At 61.3% G+C, this 14,637-nt stretch carries 17 protein-coding genes and 1 tRNA gene; 10 read left to right on the forward strand and 8 right to left on the reverse strand.

Annotation, left to right across the window (positions count from 1 at the left end):
• Nucleotides 1–100 precede the first annotated feature (100 nt).
• The 4 genes from GR198_RS22010 to GR198_RS35465 all read left to right on the forward strand — a co-directional run bounded on the left by GR198_RS22010 (nucleotide 101) and on the right by GR198_RS35465 (nucleotide 3,571).
• Complete coding sequence (locus tag GR198_RS22010; protein ID WP_011653512.1) at nucleotides 101–1,045, forward strand: Bug family tripartite tricarboxylate transporter substrate binding protein; 945 nt, start codon at nucleotides 101–103, stop codon at nucleotides 1,043–1,045.
• On the forward strand, nucleotides 1,042–1,533 hold the full coding sequence (locus GR198_RS22015; protein WP_011653511.1) for a tripartite tricarboxylate transporter TctB family protein: 492 nt from the start codon (nucleotides 1,042–1,044) through the stop codon (nucleotides 1,531–1,533). The genes GR198_RS22010 and GR198_RS22015 overlap by 4 nt, the downstream gene beginning before the upstream one ends.
• A gap of 88 nt (nucleotides 1,534–1,621) precedes the next feature.
• Nucleotides 1,622–3,139 (forward strand): tripartite tricarboxylate transporter permease, encoded by a 1,518-nt coding sequence (locus tag GR198_RS22020; protein WP_029871890.1) that lies wholly within the window; start codon nucleotides 1,622–1,624, stop codon nucleotides 3,137–3,139.
• Nucleotides 3,140–3,400: 261 nt separating this feature from the next.
• Complete coding sequence (locus GR198_RS35465) at nucleotides 3,401–3,571, forward strand: hypothetical protein (protein ID WP_003542890.1); 171 nt, start codon at nucleotides 3,401–3,403, stop codon at nucleotides 3,569–3,571.
• A 99-nt stretch (nucleotides 3,572–3,670) separates the two neighbouring features.
• Here GR198_RS35465 and GR198_RS22025 read toward each other — a convergent pair whose 3' ends face one another.
• Nucleotides 3,671–4,759, reverse strand: a complete 1,089-nt coding sequence (locus GR198_RS22025; RefSeq protein WP_029871891.1) for a DUF475 domain-containing protein — start codon at nucleotides 4,757–4,759, stop codon at nucleotides 3,671–3,673.
• 354 nt (nucleotides 4,760–5,113) lie between these two features.
• Here GR198_RS22025 and GR198_RS22030 point away from each other — a divergent pair, with 354 nt between their 5' ends.
• Together GR198_RS22030 and GR198_RS35470 are read left to right on the forward strand one after the other, a co-directional pair.
• Nucleotides 5,114–5,344, forward strand: coding sequence for a hypothetical protein (locus GR198_RS22030; RefSeq protein WP_029871892.1), 231 nt, complete (start codon nucleotides 5,114–5,116; stop codon nucleotides 5,342–5,344).
• A gap of 58 nt (nucleotides 5,345–5,402) precedes the next feature.
• The gene (locus GR198_RS35470; protein WP_172643806.1) at nucleotides 5,403–5,579 is read left to right on the forward strand and encodes a hypothetical protein; all 177 of its coding nucleotides are present in this window, start codon (nucleotides 5,403–5,405) and stop codon (nucleotides 5,577–5,579) included.
• A 60-nt stretch (nucleotides 5,580–5,639) separates the two neighbouring features.
• Here the strand turns inward: GR198_RS35470 and GR198_RS22035 are convergent, their stop codons facing one another.
• Complete coding sequence (locus GR198_RS22035) at nucleotides 5,640–6,152, reverse strand: MgtC/SapB family protein (protein WP_029871893.1); 513 nt, start codon at nucleotides 6,150–6,152, stop codon at nucleotides 5,640–5,642.
• A 232-nt stretch (nucleotides 6,153–6,384) separates the two neighbouring features.
• Here GR198_RS22035 and GR198_RS22040 point away from each other — a divergent pair, with 232 nt between their 5' ends.
• Complete coding sequence (locus GR198_RS22040) at nucleotides 6,385–7,104, forward strand: hypothetical protein (protein ID WP_029871894.1); 720 nt, start codon at nucleotides 6,385–6,387, stop codon at nucleotides 7,102–7,104.
• Between the two features lie 6 nt (nucleotides 7,105–7,110).
• On the opposite strand, the gene GR198_RS22045 is transcribed toward GR198_RS22040, so the two are convergent.
• The 5 genes from GR198_RS22045 to cpdR1 form a co-directional block, all read right to left on the reverse strand.
• Nucleotides 7,111–7,605, reverse strand: coding sequence for a hypothetical protein (locus tag GR198_RS22045; protein ID WP_172643807.1), 495 nt, complete (start codon nucleotides 7,603–7,605; stop codon nucleotides 7,111–7,113).
• Nucleotides 7,606–8,052: 447 nt separating this feature from the next.
• Nucleotides 8,053–9,096, reverse strand: coding sequence for a porin (locus GR198_RS22050; RefSeq protein ID WP_029871895.1), 1,044 nt, complete (start codon nucleotides 9,094–9,096; stop codon nucleotides 8,053–8,055).
• Nucleotides 9,097–9,668: 572 nt separating this feature from the next.
• Nucleotides 9,669–9,863 carry a hypothetical protein gene (locus GR198_RS36265; protein ID WP_029871896.1) on the reverse strand — a complete coding sequence of 65 codons (195 nt, stop codon included), beginning with the start codon at nucleotides 9,861–9,863 and terminating at the stop codon, nucleotides 9,669–9,671.
• 164 nt (nucleotides 9,864–10,027) lie between these two features.
• A tRNA-Val gene (locus GR198_RS22060) sits at nucleotides 10,028–10,102 on the reverse strand.
• An 84-nt stretch (nucleotides 10,103–10,186) separates the two neighbouring features.
• Nucleotides 10,187–10,549: a response regulator CpdR1 gene (gene cpdR1 / locus GR198_RS22065; RefSeq protein WP_003542883.1), complete on the reverse strand. Its 363-nt coding sequence runs from the start codon at nucleotides 10,547–10,549 to the stop codon at nucleotides 10,187–10,189.
• Between the two features lie 187 nt (nucleotides 10,550–10,736).
• Here cpdR1 and GR198_RS22070 point away from each other — a divergent pair, with 187 nt between their 5' ends.
• Entirely contained in the window at nucleotides 10,737–11,618 is an 882-nt protein-coding gene (locus tag GR198_RS22070) for an N-formylglutamate amidohydrolase (protein WP_029871897.1), read from the forward strand.
• 276 nt (nucleotides 11,619–11,894) lie between these two features.
• Nucleotides 11,895–12,668, forward strand: coding sequence for a histidinol-phosphatase (gene hisN, locus GR198_RS22075; protein WP_028742275.1), 774 nt, complete (start codon nucleotides 11,895–11,897; stop codon nucleotides 12,666–12,668).
• A gap of 25 nt (nucleotides 12,669–12,693) precedes the next feature.
• Here the strand turns inward: hisN and GR198_RS22080 are convergent, their stop codons facing one another.
• A complete protein-coding gene (locus GR198_RS22080; RefSeq protein ID WP_029871898.1) occupies nucleotides 12,694–13,668 on the reverse strand; it encodes an alpha/beta fold hydrolase in 975 nt (324 codons plus the stop codon).
• 444 nt (nucleotides 13,669–14,112) lie between these two features.
• Between GR198_RS22080 and GR198_RS22085 the strand changes: the two genes are divergently transcribed.
• On the forward strand, nucleotides 14,113–14,583 hold the full coding sequence (locus GR198_RS22085) for an Hsp20 family protein (RefSeq protein WP_011653499.1): 471 nt from the start codon (nucleotides 14,113–14,115) through the stop codon (nucleotides 14,581–14,583).
• Nucleotides 14,584–14,637: the final 54 nt, after the last annotated feature.

Here is a 14,637-nt window from a genome sequence, read left to right on the forward strand (position 1 = left end):
CGCTCGTCATTCAGGACGCTTGCGTCCGCTGGCCGGCCATTCCTCCCGATTCCCTTGAGAATAACAGGCGGTTTGCTCAGCCGCCGACGGAGGACACATCGTGAAGCATACGTTCATCGCAACCCTTCTTGCAGCGACCATCGCGCTGCCGGCCTATGCGGCCGATTACACCATCATCGCGCCCGCCGCTCCCGGCGGCGGCTGGGACCAGACGGCCCGTTCGCTGCAGACCGCGCTGCAGCAGGAGAAGATCTCCGGCAACGTGCAGGTCCAGAACGTCCCGGGCGCCGGCGGCACCATCGGCCTTGCGCAATTCAGCAGCCAGGCTGCCGGCAACCCGAATTCGCTGATCGTCGGCGGCTATGTCATGGTCGGCGCGATCCTCACCAACAAGTCGCCGGTGACGCTCAAGGACGTCACGCCGATCGCCCGCCTGACCGGCGAATATGAAGCCGTCGTCGTTCCTGCAGCGTCCGAGATCAAGACCATGGCCGATCTGGTCGCGGCGCTGAAGAAGGATCCGGGTGCGGTTTCCTGGGGCGGCGGCTCTGCCGGCGGCACCGACCACATCGCCGTCGGCCTGATTGCCAAGGCTTCCGGCGTCGATCCGACGAAGATCAACTATGTCGCCTTCTCCGGCGGCGGTGAAGCGCTCGCCGCTATTCTCGGCGGCCAGGTCACGGCCGGCGTCTCGAGCTATAGCGAGTTCGAATCGCAGGTGAAGTCAGGCACGCTCCGTCTTCTCGCCGTATCCAGCGAAAAGCGTATCGACGGTGTCGATGCCCCGACACTGAAGGAAGCCGGCACCGACGTCATCATCCAGAACTGGCGCATGGTTGCTGCTGCCCCCGGCCTGTCGGCAGAGCAGGTGGCAGCCGTCACCGCCGATTTCGAGAAGCTGCACAGCTCCGCCACCTGGCAGGAAACGCTGAAGACCAAGGGCTGGGCCGACACCTATCTGTCCGGCGATGCCTTCAAGGCGCAGCTCGAAAAGGATGTCTCGGCCACTGAAGGCATTCTCAAAGACATCGGACTTGTTCAATGAGCGAGGATAACACCTCCTCGGCAACCGAACGCCGCCCTGATTGGGCGGCGTTCATCATTGCCGTTTTCCTCTTCGCCATCGCCGGCGTGATGGCCTGGGATGCGTCGCATCTGAAAACGATTGCGCAGTACGACCGCATCGGTCCTGCGACAGTGCCGCAAGTGGTGGCGTTCGGCCTCTTCTGTCTCGGGATCTGGACCGCCTTCGAAGCCTGGCGCGGCGATTTTCCCGAACGTGACCGGCAGGAAGTCGCACCCGTCATCTGGATCGTCGCCGGTCTTGCCGGCCAGATGCTGCTTTTGCGCGTCGCCGGCTTCTCGATTGCGACAGGCGTGCTGTTCGCGCTGACGGCACGCGGCTTCGGCAAACGCAAGCTCTGGATCTCGCTGCCGCTTGGCATCGTCTTCAGCTTCGTCGTCTGGGCGATCTTCTCGCAGCTGCTGCAGCTGACACTGCCGGCCGGCCCGCTCGAACATCTGTTCTTCTGACCGCGCGGGACGCGCTGTCAGCTCTTTTGATTTTGCGCGGCGCCCGGTTGCGAAACGCACGGCCGGGAATGCCGCTTGGGACACCAAGATGAGCACATTCGAATTCCTATGGCAGGGTATCCTGGTTGCGATGCAGCCGATGAACCTGATTTATGCGATGGTCGGCGTCACGCTCGGCACCGCCGTCGGCGTGCTTCCCGGCATCGGCCCGGCTCTCACCGTGGCGCTGCTGCTGCCCGTCACCTACAAGCTCGATCCCGGCGGCTCGCTGATCATGTTCGCCGGCATCTATTACGGCGGCATGTATGGCGGTTCGACGACCTCGATCCTGCTCAACACGCCGGGTGAAAGCGCCTCGATCGTCACCGCACTCGAGGGCAACAAGATGGCGCGCGCCGGACGCGGCGGACCGGCGCTGGCGACAGCGGCGATCGGCTCCTTCGTCGCCGGCCTGGTCGCCACGCTCGGGCTTGCCTTCATCGCGCCTTACATCGTCAAGCTGGCGCTGGTCTTCGGGCCGCGCGAGTATTTCGCGCTGATGGTGCTTGCCTTCGTCACCGTTTCATCGGCCTTCGGCGATTCGGCATTGAGGGGTCTGACCTCGCTGTTCATCGGCTTTGCGCTCGCCATGGTCGGCATCGATCAGCAGACTGGACAGGCCAGGCTTTCCTTCGGCATTCCCGACCTGCTCGACGGTATCGAGGTGACGACCTTGGCTGTGGCGATGTTTGCGATCGGCGAGACGCTCTACATCGCCGCGCAAGGCAATCGGATCGCGGAGAAGGTCGAGGCGGTCAAAGGTTCGCTCTGGATGAACGCGGAGGACTGGTCACGCTCGTGGAAGCCGTGGCTGCGCGGCACGCTGATCGGTTTCCCGATCGGTGCGATGCCGGCGGGCGGCGCCGAAATCGGCACGTTCCTCTCCTATGCGACCGAAAAGCGGCTGGCGAAAAACCCGGAAGAGTTCGGCCATGGCGCGATCGAAGGCGTGGCCGGTCCCGAGGCGGCGAACAATGCATCGGCCGCCGGTACGCTGGTGCCGCTTCTGACGCTCGGCCTGCCGACGACGGCGACGGCGGCGATCATGCTTGCCGGCTTCCAGCAATACGGGCTGCAGCCGGGGCCGCTGCTGTTTGCCACCAATCCGCAGCTCGTCTGGGGGCTGATCGCCAGTTTGCTCATCGCCAACGCGATGCTCTTGGTGCTGAACCTGCCGATGATCGGGCTCTGGGTGCGGCTGCTGACCGTTCCGAAGCCGTGGCTCTATGCCGGCATCCTGCTGTTTGCGACGCTCGGGACGATCGGCGCCAATCCGTCGGTGTTCGAGCTCGGCATGCTGCTCGCCTTCGGCCTGCTCGGCTATGTGATGCGGCTCTTCGGCTATCCGATCGCGCCTGCCGTCGTCGGGCTGATCCTCGGGCCGCTTGCCGAACAGCAGCTGCGCCGGGCGCTGGCGATCAGCCAGGGCGACGTCACGACGCTGGTGATGTCACCGATCGCGGCAGGCCTGCTCATCGTTGCAGCGGCCGCCTTCCTCATCCCGCTGATCCTGCGGCTGCGCGGCAGGGGACAGGTGCTCTCGCAGCTGGCGGCAAACGAAGACTAGCGCATCGGCCCGAAAATCGGTTCCGATTTTCGGAAAGCACGATGCGCAGATTTCAAAGTGTTAGGGCGTCCTTTGTGCATCCGAAAGGACGCACGGCGCTCTAAGAATAAAAAGACCACCCACCCCTTCCTCGAGGCTGGCCATGGAGACATGCGCCGGCCTCCTGTTTTTGCATGGCTGAGGTGATTTTCTGAGCATTGTGGAGGTCTATGCGCGATGCCATCTATGAGTAGTCAATCATAGAGCAAGAGGAAAAGGACAATGTCCGCACTTCGCAATTCAGTCCGTACTGGCTTCTTTGGCCGCGCATTCGCCGTCCTTGGTGCCGCAAACGCCGTCAGCGCTGCTGTCGAAGCCGGCCGCCGCCCGCGCGCCAACGACCTCACCACACTCGGTATCGACCCGGCCTCCTTCGGTCAGGTCTCCCGCTAAGACCTTCAAGTCATGCATGAATGAATTAGCCCGCAACCGGATGGTCGCGGGCTTTATTTTTAGCTGCAAGGGCGTCGCGCACCGCGGCTTCTTGCATCGTCAGGCGTGAAGTTTCTCCTGCCGAGCGCCATGATCCTCCACCCTTTCGCGCCTGTTGTGGCGGATGGACGACCAGAGGGACAGGCCGATCAAGGCCGCGCCGCCGAGCCCGGTGATGACCTCGGGGATGTGGACTAGGGTCTGCGCATACATGATCACCGAGAGGATCAGGATGGCGTAGAAGGCGCCATGCTCGAGATAGCGGTATTCGGCAAGCGTTCCCTTCTCCACCAGCATGATCGTCATCGAGCGCACGTACATGGCGCCGATGCCGAGGCCGATCGCGATGACGAAGAGGTTCTGCGTCAGCGCGAAGGCGCCGATGACGCCGTCGAAGGAAAAGCTCGCATCCAGCACCTCCAGATAGATGAAGGCGCCAAGACCGCCCTTGGCGGCGGCACTCATCGTCTTTTGCGAGGCATCGAGCAGCCCGCCGACCACCTCGACCGCGAGGAAGGTGAGCAGGCCGTAGAGGGCGCAATTGACGAAGACGGTGGCTTCCTCCCCGCCGATCAGCCAGGAGAAAACCAGCATCAGCACCAGCACGACGGCGATTTCGATACCCTTGATGGCGGCCGAACGCGCCATCACCCTTTCCAGGCCGGGAAGCCAGTGGATTTCCTTCTTGTAGTCAAAGAAGTAGTTGAGGCCGACCATCATCAGGAAGGTGCCGCCGAAGGCTGCGATCGGCAGATGCGCGTCGTTCATGATGCGGGCATATTCGGCCGGCTCGCGTGCGGCAAGCACCAGAGCATCCCAGGGGCCGATCCGTGCCGCGATCGCGACGATTGCCAGCGGGAAGACGATGCGCATGCCGAAGACGGCGATGATGATGCCCCAGGTGAGGAAGCGCTGCTGCCAGACCGGTGTCATCTCCTTCAGCTTGTTGGCGTTGACGATCGCATTGTCGAAGGAGAGCGAGATCTCCAGCACCGCAAGCACCGTGCAGATGAAGAAGACGGTCGCCATGCCGCCGATCGTGCCGGTCGTCTGCCAGCCGAGCACCGCGCCGAGAACGAGGCCGAGGGCAGTGACGATGAAAGCCCAGCGGAAATAGCTGAGCGAGGATTGGGTCACGGGTTGATTCATGGCCGCACCTCGCGGCCGCAAATCGTGTTGAAGAGGGTCGATATAGTGGAAAAACGCGGCACGCCACAACGGGCACGCGGGTCAGGCATGGTGAGCTTGTTCATCGATGAAAAATCCGCCGGCTAAGCTGCAGGCGGTACCGACATCACGAGAGCGCCGTAAAAACTCTCGCCAGAGGGGCCCGGCACCAAAGTTCCCCGTCAGCCGATGTCTGGAAGGCTGCGGGATAGGCACTAGGTAATGAACTTCGCGGGCCAGTCAAGGCCGGTCGTCACACCGCGATTGGGTGATTTTTTTTGGAACCATCCTGATGCCCGCCCGTTAGGCCCTGGTTGAGCTTAAAAAAGGAGGCCGATGATGCACACTTCGACCCATCTTCCCGACAAACGTACGGAGGCGTCGGACCGCATGAAGCGGGCGAAGCCGAACCGCATGCAGAAGGCGCAGGTGCTTCCGCCGCATCATGTCGACCTGACACTGACGCCCGGCGTCTACCACGACATTCACGTGCCGGCCCATGTTACCGGCGCGGATCTTTCCAAGGGTGGCCCCGACATCAAGGGCAATGCAGACACCAAGAAATAACGGGTATTCCGGAAGCCTCCGGCGCTGACGGGTAGATTTGAAACAGGGTGAAAAACATATGACGATCAACTTTGTGCCCCGCGAGATCTTCATCCGGCACGAAAATGAATGGCAGGCCATACGCGAGGCGGCGGACGAGCGCATCGATATCGGCAAACGCCAGAAGCCGCTCTCCGCCATCGGCGGCACCGCATCGGTTGGGAAAAGCGATCCTTCGGCAACACGCGCTGAATGACTGACAGACAACGACTCCAACAACACGAGCGCCCGGCATGATACCGGGCGCTCTGTTTTTCTATTTGTGTTCATCGCGATCGACACGCTGTCCGGAATTAAAGCCGAACCGTTGTTCGAGTTTACCGAAGGCGAAGAGTACGCAGATGGCGACGATTGTCGTGAAGAAGGCGATCGGCCAATAGCCGAAGCCCATGGCGAGGCCGATGGCGCCGGAGAGCCACATGCCGGCTCCCGTCGTCAGCCCATGCACCCGACCTCTTGCAAAGACGATCATGCCGGCGGCAAGAAAGGCGACGCCGGCGGTCACCGCCTCTATGACACGTAGCGGATCGATGCGCACCTGCTCGTCATCGGTAAAACCCGGCATGTGCACGGCCTCGATCGAGATGATGGCGAAGAGGGCAGCGGCAAGACTGATCAGAATATGGGTGCGGAAGCCTGCCGGGCGGTCGCGGGCCTCACGCTCGAAGCCGATCAGCCCGCCGAAGACGATGGCGCCGAAGAGGCGGGCGAAAATGACGGGATAGTGGATACGCGACTCCGGTATTATGTCGGCGATAATAAGATCCATAGATTTTTCCCCCAGAAAGATGGAATTTTTCGCTGGCTAACGTCTGAGCGCGGAATTTGTTCAGCTTTTTCGCCGCGTGCGTTTCGGCAGTGCCGTTGGTCTCTCCGGTGCGCGCCGGCGCGTTCATGTCATTGGTGGGAAAGTTCGGCGAACCAGGCATCATCCTGTCGCCGCGCCAACCTTTCGGAAAGGATTGGGCAGCGATAATCCCGACCTCACGGGAATCGGACAGATGGCCAAGACAGCGACACGCGGCCGCCGCAAGGCGCCGGCGAGAGGAAAGAGCAAAGCGCGCAGCAGCGGTGGCGGATTGCTGCCCTGGGCGGTGATCGGCATTGCCGCGATCGGCGGCATCGTCGCCCACGACCATTGGAAGAGCATCCAGCCGATGCTTGCAAGACCATCGACGCCGATCACACGGGACACGGCGGAGCCGAGGCCTGTCGTCAGGAAGGACGCGCCGCCGAAGCAGGTGGCGCTTGCCGCTCCCACGTCGAAAGTCGCAGTGCCGCAACCGCTGCCGCTGCCGCCGGCCGCGATCCCGACGCCGATGATCCAGCCGATAAAGGCAGTACCGCCGCTGGCCCCCGCTGCCGTTTCGCAAACCGGGACAGTCGCTTTCGGCTATTGCGGGCAAGGCGCCCATATCAATTGCGTCGGCGACGGTGGCGTCTTCTGGTACAAAGGCGAGAAGATCGTGATTGCTGACATGGCAAGCCCAGTGGTCGACCAGGCGCGCTGCGACGGCGAGCGCCGGGTGGCCTTTGCCGCCAAGTCGCGGCTGCTGGCGCTTCTGAACGCCGGACCCTTCACCATGAATGCGGCGGGTAAGGCCGAGCCCTCTGGCGCGCCGCGCGTCGTCTCGCGCGACGGGCGCTCTTTCGGCGTGCAGCTGATCAATGAGGGCCTGGCACGCAAGCCAGGGGCCGCCGGCAGTGCCTGGTGCGCCTGAGGGCGGCTACTTACCCTTCTTCACCAGCTTGCCGCCAGTACGGAAACTGCCGGTGAAGGAGGAGTCTTTGCTTTCGGCGGTGCATTCGATCGCGATCGGCTTGCCGGCATAGGGGTTGCCGAAGGTGCAGAAGCCGGCGACCTTGACCTCTCCGGTCATCTTGTTGCCGACACCCGTGGTGACGAGGCTGAGCGGCAGGCGGGCATTACCATTGGAGGCAGGCTTGATGCCGCTGCCGTCGCCCTGGAAGCCCAGCGCTTTGCCATCCGAGGTGAAGATGAAGGTCACCACGCCATTGGCCAGCGTGACGCTGGCAAGCTCGTTCTTGCAGCCCTTGGTGGCGTCGAATTTGGCGACGACCAGCTTGGCGCATTTGCCGGAAAGCGTAATGACGCCGGGAGCGCCAGGAAAGGTCTCTGCGGGCGCGGCCGGCGCGGCAGAGGCCGGCAAGGCGAGGACGGCGGAAAAAAGGGCGGCAGCGGCAAGCGCGGATAACTTCATTTCGATCTCAAACCCCATGTCGTGGCGAGGCGAATCACTACCTCACCCTCGGTTCGCCATGGCATGGCTCTGTGTCCGAATTTGGCGCCGTTATAGCTGAGGCGCAAAAATTTTGTCGGCGGCCGCGGGGCTCGCTCGACGATCGGCGGCAGATCAGTGAAAAGTTGGTTGAACTTGCTGGTCACAAGATCCAGCAACGACATAGGCTGCCGGACATCGGCAACGAACCGATGTGATACGACAGTGGCAAGGCACTCATCGAGCGTGCCGTCTTGGACACACGTCTGGTCAAGGGGAATGGGCCCAGGCAGGGAAGTCCAGGCCCATTCTTTCCCGATCGGAGGTCAGTCAGATCAGGAATTTGTAGCTACCGGATAATTTAGGACAGGATTCAGATTTTAGGCCGACCCGGCCTAAAATGATCCTGTTCTAGCCGGCAGCCTTTTATCAGAACGCGCGCTGCAGGCGGAAGAAGCCCGAAGTGACGTCGCTAGCATTGTCCGGATCGAGGTACTGAACCGAAATCTTCGTGGAGAGGTTCTCGACGATCTGGTAGTCGATCGTCACGCCGGCCTTCCAGGCGCTAACGTCGTCGTTGAACTCGCCAGCGGTGATGCCGTAGTTGTCGTAGTACTGAACGGCCGGGGTGATCTTCAGCTTGTCAGTCGCCTTGATGGCGTATTCAGCGGCGATCGCCCATTCAGCCTTGTTGTAATAGGCGTTTGGGTTGGTTGCGTAGACGACTGCGAGGCCGAGCGTGCCCGGACCGACAGCAACCGTACCCATAGCGCGGACGGCGCCTTCTTCGTTGTCGGTGTCGTAGCCAGCAGTGATCTGGTAGCTGAATGCACCAGCCTTGCCGCCGAGACCGACTGCAACGCCGACGTTGTTGGCGGTTTCGCCGTCGTAGAACGGGCTGTCTTCCAGCTCGTCAACGCTGATGCCAGCGTAGAAGGCGTCGGTTTCGTACTGATAACGGATGGAGTTGTGCAGCGTGACCGGCGAGCCGATGTCGTCGGTTTCGCCGGAGAGGCCGTCGTCCCACCAGCTGTAGAACAGACCAGCGCGGAAACCGGCGATGTCGATGTAAGCGGAGTCGAGGATCGCCTTCTGAGCCGAAGCGTTGTCAGCATTGAACTGCATGACGATGACGCCGGTCAGCGGACCATATTCGGTGTCGCTCTTGGCGGTAAACTGAACCTGACCACGCGTACGGGCATCCCAGTCCGAGTCGTTGGCGACAGAACCACCGCCGCCGGCGCCGATCGAGCTGGCGTTCGGAGCAACGTCAACCTGGAAACGGACGTAGCCGTTGATCTTGAGGCAGGTTTCGGTGCCCGGGATGTAGAAGTAGCCGGTGCCGTAAGCGTCGCAGACGCGAACGTATTCAACCGGTTCCGGCTCGGCAGCAACGATAGCGTCGGCAGCCTGAGCGCCGGATACTACTGCAAGTGCAGCAGCGGAGCCGAGAAGAAGGCTCTTGATGTTCATGGAATAAACCTCCAGTTCAGATGCAAGAGGATGAAGACCGTCTGCCCTCGGCAGTCCCTACGTGTCTTCAACCCGTGTGACCGAAGCGGCACCGTTTTGGCTCGGTGCCTGCCTCGCCGCGGAAGTTACATAGGGGATGTTGCACTGCAACGAAATTGTCGGTCATGACAGCAGGCCGGCACGGCTATGTTGCTGAAATCACACGATTTTTGTCACAAACTCGTCATCTATCCGTCACAAAACCGCGCGTCCGGACGCTCGGGCAACGAAGGGCTGAACTTTCGGCAGCGGTATGCAATCGACGATCGCGTAAGCACGTCCTCATATGCGAACACCCCATAACTGCAATCTGCACGAATCGGGAAAGGCCAGGTGACCGCCAGGGTTTGCCGGGGGGCATGCCGATATTGGCCTCAGGTTCTAACTGGAAGTGATCGGTGGCTGACGATGCGTCGCCTCGACGAGAAGCGATGAAGATCTTGGCGCGCAGTTTTGCTGGAATTGCGCTATTTGCCCTTTTCACAGCTTGCCGGCGGCCGCTCGGGCGTCGAACGGAAAGAGCAATCGTCTCGCTAGGGATTTTTCAAGTCGTCCCAGAGGATCGCTGCCCCAGCCGCGAGGATCGTGATCGGAATCAGCCAAAGCTTGATGCTGACAGGTTCGACGACATGAAACTGCATATAACCGAAACCGAGGAGGCCAGCCCCAACCAGGGCGACGCCGAGGAATATGGATATTGCCTTCCGTGTCCGCGTCCTTTGCGTCATACGCCCTCAATTTGCCACGTGTGGGGCTATCCCACAGCCAATTGAATCCGGCCCATTATGTGGAGCCCTCGCTCCGCAAAGTGCCGGATTTGGAGCGCGTGCCAGCCTCAAGAATTAGAAAATCCCCACGGCGGGGATTTCTCAACAATGTCAGGGAGATCGGATGGTGGGCGTGACAGGGATTGAACCTGTGACCCCTACGATGTCAACGTAGTGCTCTCCCGCTGAGCTACACGCCCATCCGATGGCGGCGCATAGATCACAAAACCTTCGGAGCCGTCAATAGGCTTTTTTCAGTTTTGTGACGCGCCGCCCGGCAAGCCTTACGCGGCAAGCATCTTGTTGACCTCGTCGACGAGATCGCGCAGGTGGAAAGGCTTGGAAAGGACCTTGGCATCCTTTGGCGCCTTCGAATCAGGGTTCAGCGCCACGGCGGCAAAACCGGTGATGAACATCACCTTCAGGTCGGGGTCGAGCTCGGTGGCGCGGCGCGCCAGTTCGATGCCGTCCATCTCGGGCATGACGATATCGGTCAGCAGCAAGGAAAACGGCTCCTCGCGCAGCCGGTCATAGGCGCTGGCGCCATTGTCATAGGAAAGGACCTTGTAGCCGGCCTTTTCGAGCGCTTTCACCAGGAAGCGGCGCATGTCGTTGTCGTCTTCGGCGAGAAGTATCTTCTGAGTCATCAATCCAGACCGCGATCCATAGGTTTTTGGTGGGCTGCCAGCCGTTTACACTAGTCTTTACCCGGTAAACAACCGGTGAATTGTCTGTGCGTGACCGCCATCCCTTCTACATAGTATGGACTTGCGGCCGGGCAACTGGCAACATGGGCCAAGCAGTCAGTTCATGACATGGTAAAGAGGGCCGAAAGTGCCGGAAATACGCGAATACGAGCTTTTTGAGGTTCATGAGCCCGTGTCGCACACCATTCCCTTCGTCTACAACTCCCCCCATAGCGGCCGCATTTATCCACCGGAATTTATCGCCCAGTCCAGGCTGGAGGGCATCGCCATCCGCCGTTCCGAGGATCACTATGTCGACGAGCTCTTCGGCTCGGCCGTCGCACTCGGCGCGCCGCTGCTGGCGGCCAACTTTCCGCGGGCCTATCTCGACGTCAATCGCGAGCCCTACGAGCTCGATCCGCGGATGTTCGACGGGCTACTGCCGCCCTATGCCAATGTCAATTCGCTCAGGGTCGCCGGCGGGCTCGGCACCATTCCGCGCATCGTCGCCGAAAACATGGAGATCTATGCGCGGCGCCTGCCGGTGCAGGAGGGGTTAGACCGCGTCGAAGCGGTCTACAAGCCCTATCATGCGGCGCTCCGCCGGCTGATTGCGCGAACGCATGTGCAGTTCGGCTTCGGCGTGTTGATCGACTGCCACTCGATGCCCGGCAATGTGCGCGTTGCCGGCAGCACTGCGCGACCGGATTTCATCATCGGTGATCGCTACGGCACCAGCGCTTCGGCCGAACTTTCGCGCGCGGCCATCGCCATCCTCGAGGAAATGGGCTTCGCTGCGATCCGCAACAAGCCCTATGCCGGCGGCTTCATCACCGAACATTACGGCCGCCCCTCGCGCGGCCTGCACGCGCTGCAGATCGAAGTTAACCGGGCGATCTATGTCGATGAGCTGACGCTGGAGAAACGCGAGGATTTCGCCGCAGTGGCTGATGCCGTCACGGACTTCATGCAGCAGATGGCGGAATATGTTGAGAAATTTGCCGGCGAGCGGGCGCTGGCCGCCGAATAGCTCTCTTTTTCGATGTCGCTGGCATCTGGCCTACGTCTTCCCGGCCAAAAAAAACCGCGCTTGTGAGCGCGGCTAAGTCTAGGGAGGAAACACCCAAGGAGGGTATTTACAGTCAGAAGACTGTATGAAGACGCTACTATTGCATTGCACAAATGTCAAGCAATATATTGCGCTGCGATATCTTTGGGCAGTTAGAGCCAGATTGCCTGCTGCGTTTGCATTCCCGTTGCTTTTCGCTATGAAAAGCGCCATTCCCGCCAGCCAAACGGATCCATCATGTTTCCTGACCGTTCGTTCTTTAACCGCCTGGCGGAAGCCGCCCGAGCCGAGACGCTGCCGCGTTTCCGCTCCGGCCTCGATGTCACGAACAAGCTTTCCTCGGGTTTTGATCCGGTGACGGAGGGCGACCGGGCGGCCGAACTCGCCATCCGGGCGCTGATCGAGGAGAATTTCCCCGGCCACGGCATTCTCGGCGAGGAACATGGCAATGTCGGGCTCGACCGTGAATATGTCTGGGTGATCGATCCGATCGACGGCACGCGCGCCTTCATCTCCGGCGTGCCGGTATGGGGAACGCTGATCGGCCTGCAGAAGGATGGCCGGGCGATCATGGGCATGATCGAGCAGCCCTTTACCGGCGAGCGTTATTTCGCCGACCAGAACGGCTCGATCTATACCGGGCCCGAGGGCGAACGGCGGCTGGCGACGCGCCAGTGCGACGCGCTTTCGAACGCCATCCTGTTCACCACCTCGCCGCATCTCTTTGCCGGCGAGGAGATGGAGAAATACCGCGAGATCGAGAGCCAGGTACGGCTCTTCCGCTATGGCTGCGACTGCTATGCCTATGCGCTGCTTGCCGCCGGCCATGTCGATCTGGTCGTCGAAAACAGCCTGAAGCCCTATGACGTCGGCGGCATCATTCCCGTCATCGAGGGGGCTGGTGGCATCATCACCACCTGGGACGGCGGACGGCCGGAAAACGGCGGCTCGATCATCGCTGCCGGCAGCCGGGCAGTCTACGAACAGGCAATCGCCATCCTGCAGCGCTGATCCCCCGGTCAACAGCGCTGACCGGTCACGTACCGAGGGCGGCGACGTCCTGGTTTTCTTCGGCATCGCTGCCGGGAATGAAGGCGTGGAAAGCCGCAAGGGCGGCGGCGCGATAGATATCGCGCTCCTGGAAGATCTCGTGACGGGCGCCGTTGATCGGCACCAACTGGCCGGCGCGGAAATAACGCGAAAGCCGCTCCTGCGCCGTATAGGGCACGACACCGTCACGCGTCGGGGCGATGACGATGGTCGGAATGGTGATCGAGAAGAGATGATAGGGTGAGGTGACCCGGTCCATCGTGCGGAAAGCCTCGATCAGCCAGCGGGCCGTCGGCGGCCCGAGCGTCAATTCCGGATAGGCCTTCATCATCGCGACATTGCGCTCGAAACGGTGTTCGTCCGAGGTCAGCGGGTTGTCGCTGAAGTTCGGCTCCTTCAGTTTCGAGGTCAGCGGCAGGAAGCCGAGGCCGAGGGCAGTCAGCGTGCCGGCGAGAGCGCGGATGACGCGAGGGGAGGCCGACTGGCCGGTCAGGCCGATGAAGGGCGCCGACAGCACCATGCGATCGATACGAGTGGTGAGATAGGGGGCGGCCGAGAGTGCGATCAGGCCGCCAGTGGAATGCGCGAGCAGATAGAAGGGCAGGCGGGTATCGGGCAGCACCACCTTTTCCAGGAAGGTATCGAGATCACGCTCGTAATCGGCAAAGCGGCGGATGTGGCCGTGGTTGCGGCGCTTCATGAGCCGTGATGAACGGCCCTGGCCGCGCAGGTCGAAGGTCGCGACCCAGAGACCCTTGGCCGTCAGGTCGCGGATCGTCTCGAAATATTTCTCGATATATTCGTTTCGGCCGTGCAGGATGACGACGGTACCTTTGGCAATCTGGCCACTCGAGCGGAAGACGGCGTAACGCAGCTGCTGGCCGTCATGGGTTTCGAAGAACCCCTCCGTGCGGTTTTCCGGGGCGGGATTATCGGGCGTCGAATAGAGAACCTGATCCATGACTTTGCCAATGCGCCGCTGCTGACTGCTTCGCATCAGGGATAGCGCATGGCATCCGGCTTGGAAAGCGGCGCGCCCGCAAGGCCGTTTTTCAGACGCGCGACGCAGTCGCGTGGGAAAAGGGCCGGCAGGAGCATGAGGGTGCTCGCGGCCGGCCGAAGTTGAGACTGAAGAAGAAGGGACGATGCACTTCAGCCATCGGACCAGATTCACCCGACGCCTAAATTCTTAAGCGAATGCGCCTGAACGTGCTCCGAACCGGTCGTTCATGCGGGGTTCACGGGCCGATCAAGGCGAATGCAAAAAGGTCTTGAACTCCTCGAATCCCATCACCATTTCCTTTCTGCGGGTGCCGAACAGGGCCTGCGCAACCGTCCCAAGGCCGCCAAAGATGGGGTCTCAGGGGCATTTCATCGCAACACGTCGCTTCCACAGGAGGACATCATGCGTCACGTAGACTTCTCTCCCCTTTATCGTTCGACCGTCGGTTTCGACCGGCTTTTCACCATGCTCGACAGCCTTGCCCAACCGGAGCAGGCGCAGACCTATCCGCCCTATAATATCGAGCGTACCGGTGAAAACACCTATCGCATCACCATGGCCGTTGCCGGTTTCGACGAAACTGAACTTTCGATCGAAGCCCATGCCCATGTGCTGTCGGTGAAGGGTGAAAAGAGCGAGGAACCTGCCGAAAGCGGCGAATTCCTCTACCGAGGCATTGCCAAGCGCGCCTTCGAGCGCCGCTTCCAGCTTGCCGATCATGTCGAGGTGACCGCCGCTTCGCTGAAGAACGGCCTGCTGCACATCGACCTTCTGCGCAACATTCCCGAGGCCATGAAGCCCCGCAAGATTACGATTGCCGCAGAACCGGTCGAGGCTCCGAAGGCCATCGAAGCGCAGATCATCAACGGCTAATCACATACTTATCGGATAAAACGAACGGCGCTCCATCGGGGCGCCGTTTTTATT

It is taken from the genome of Rhizobium leguminosarum (assembly GCF_010668065.1).
GTDB classification, from domain to species: Bacteria; Pseudomonadota; Alphaproteobacteria; order Rhizobiales; family Rhizobiaceae; genus Rhizobium; species Rhizobium leguminosarum_S.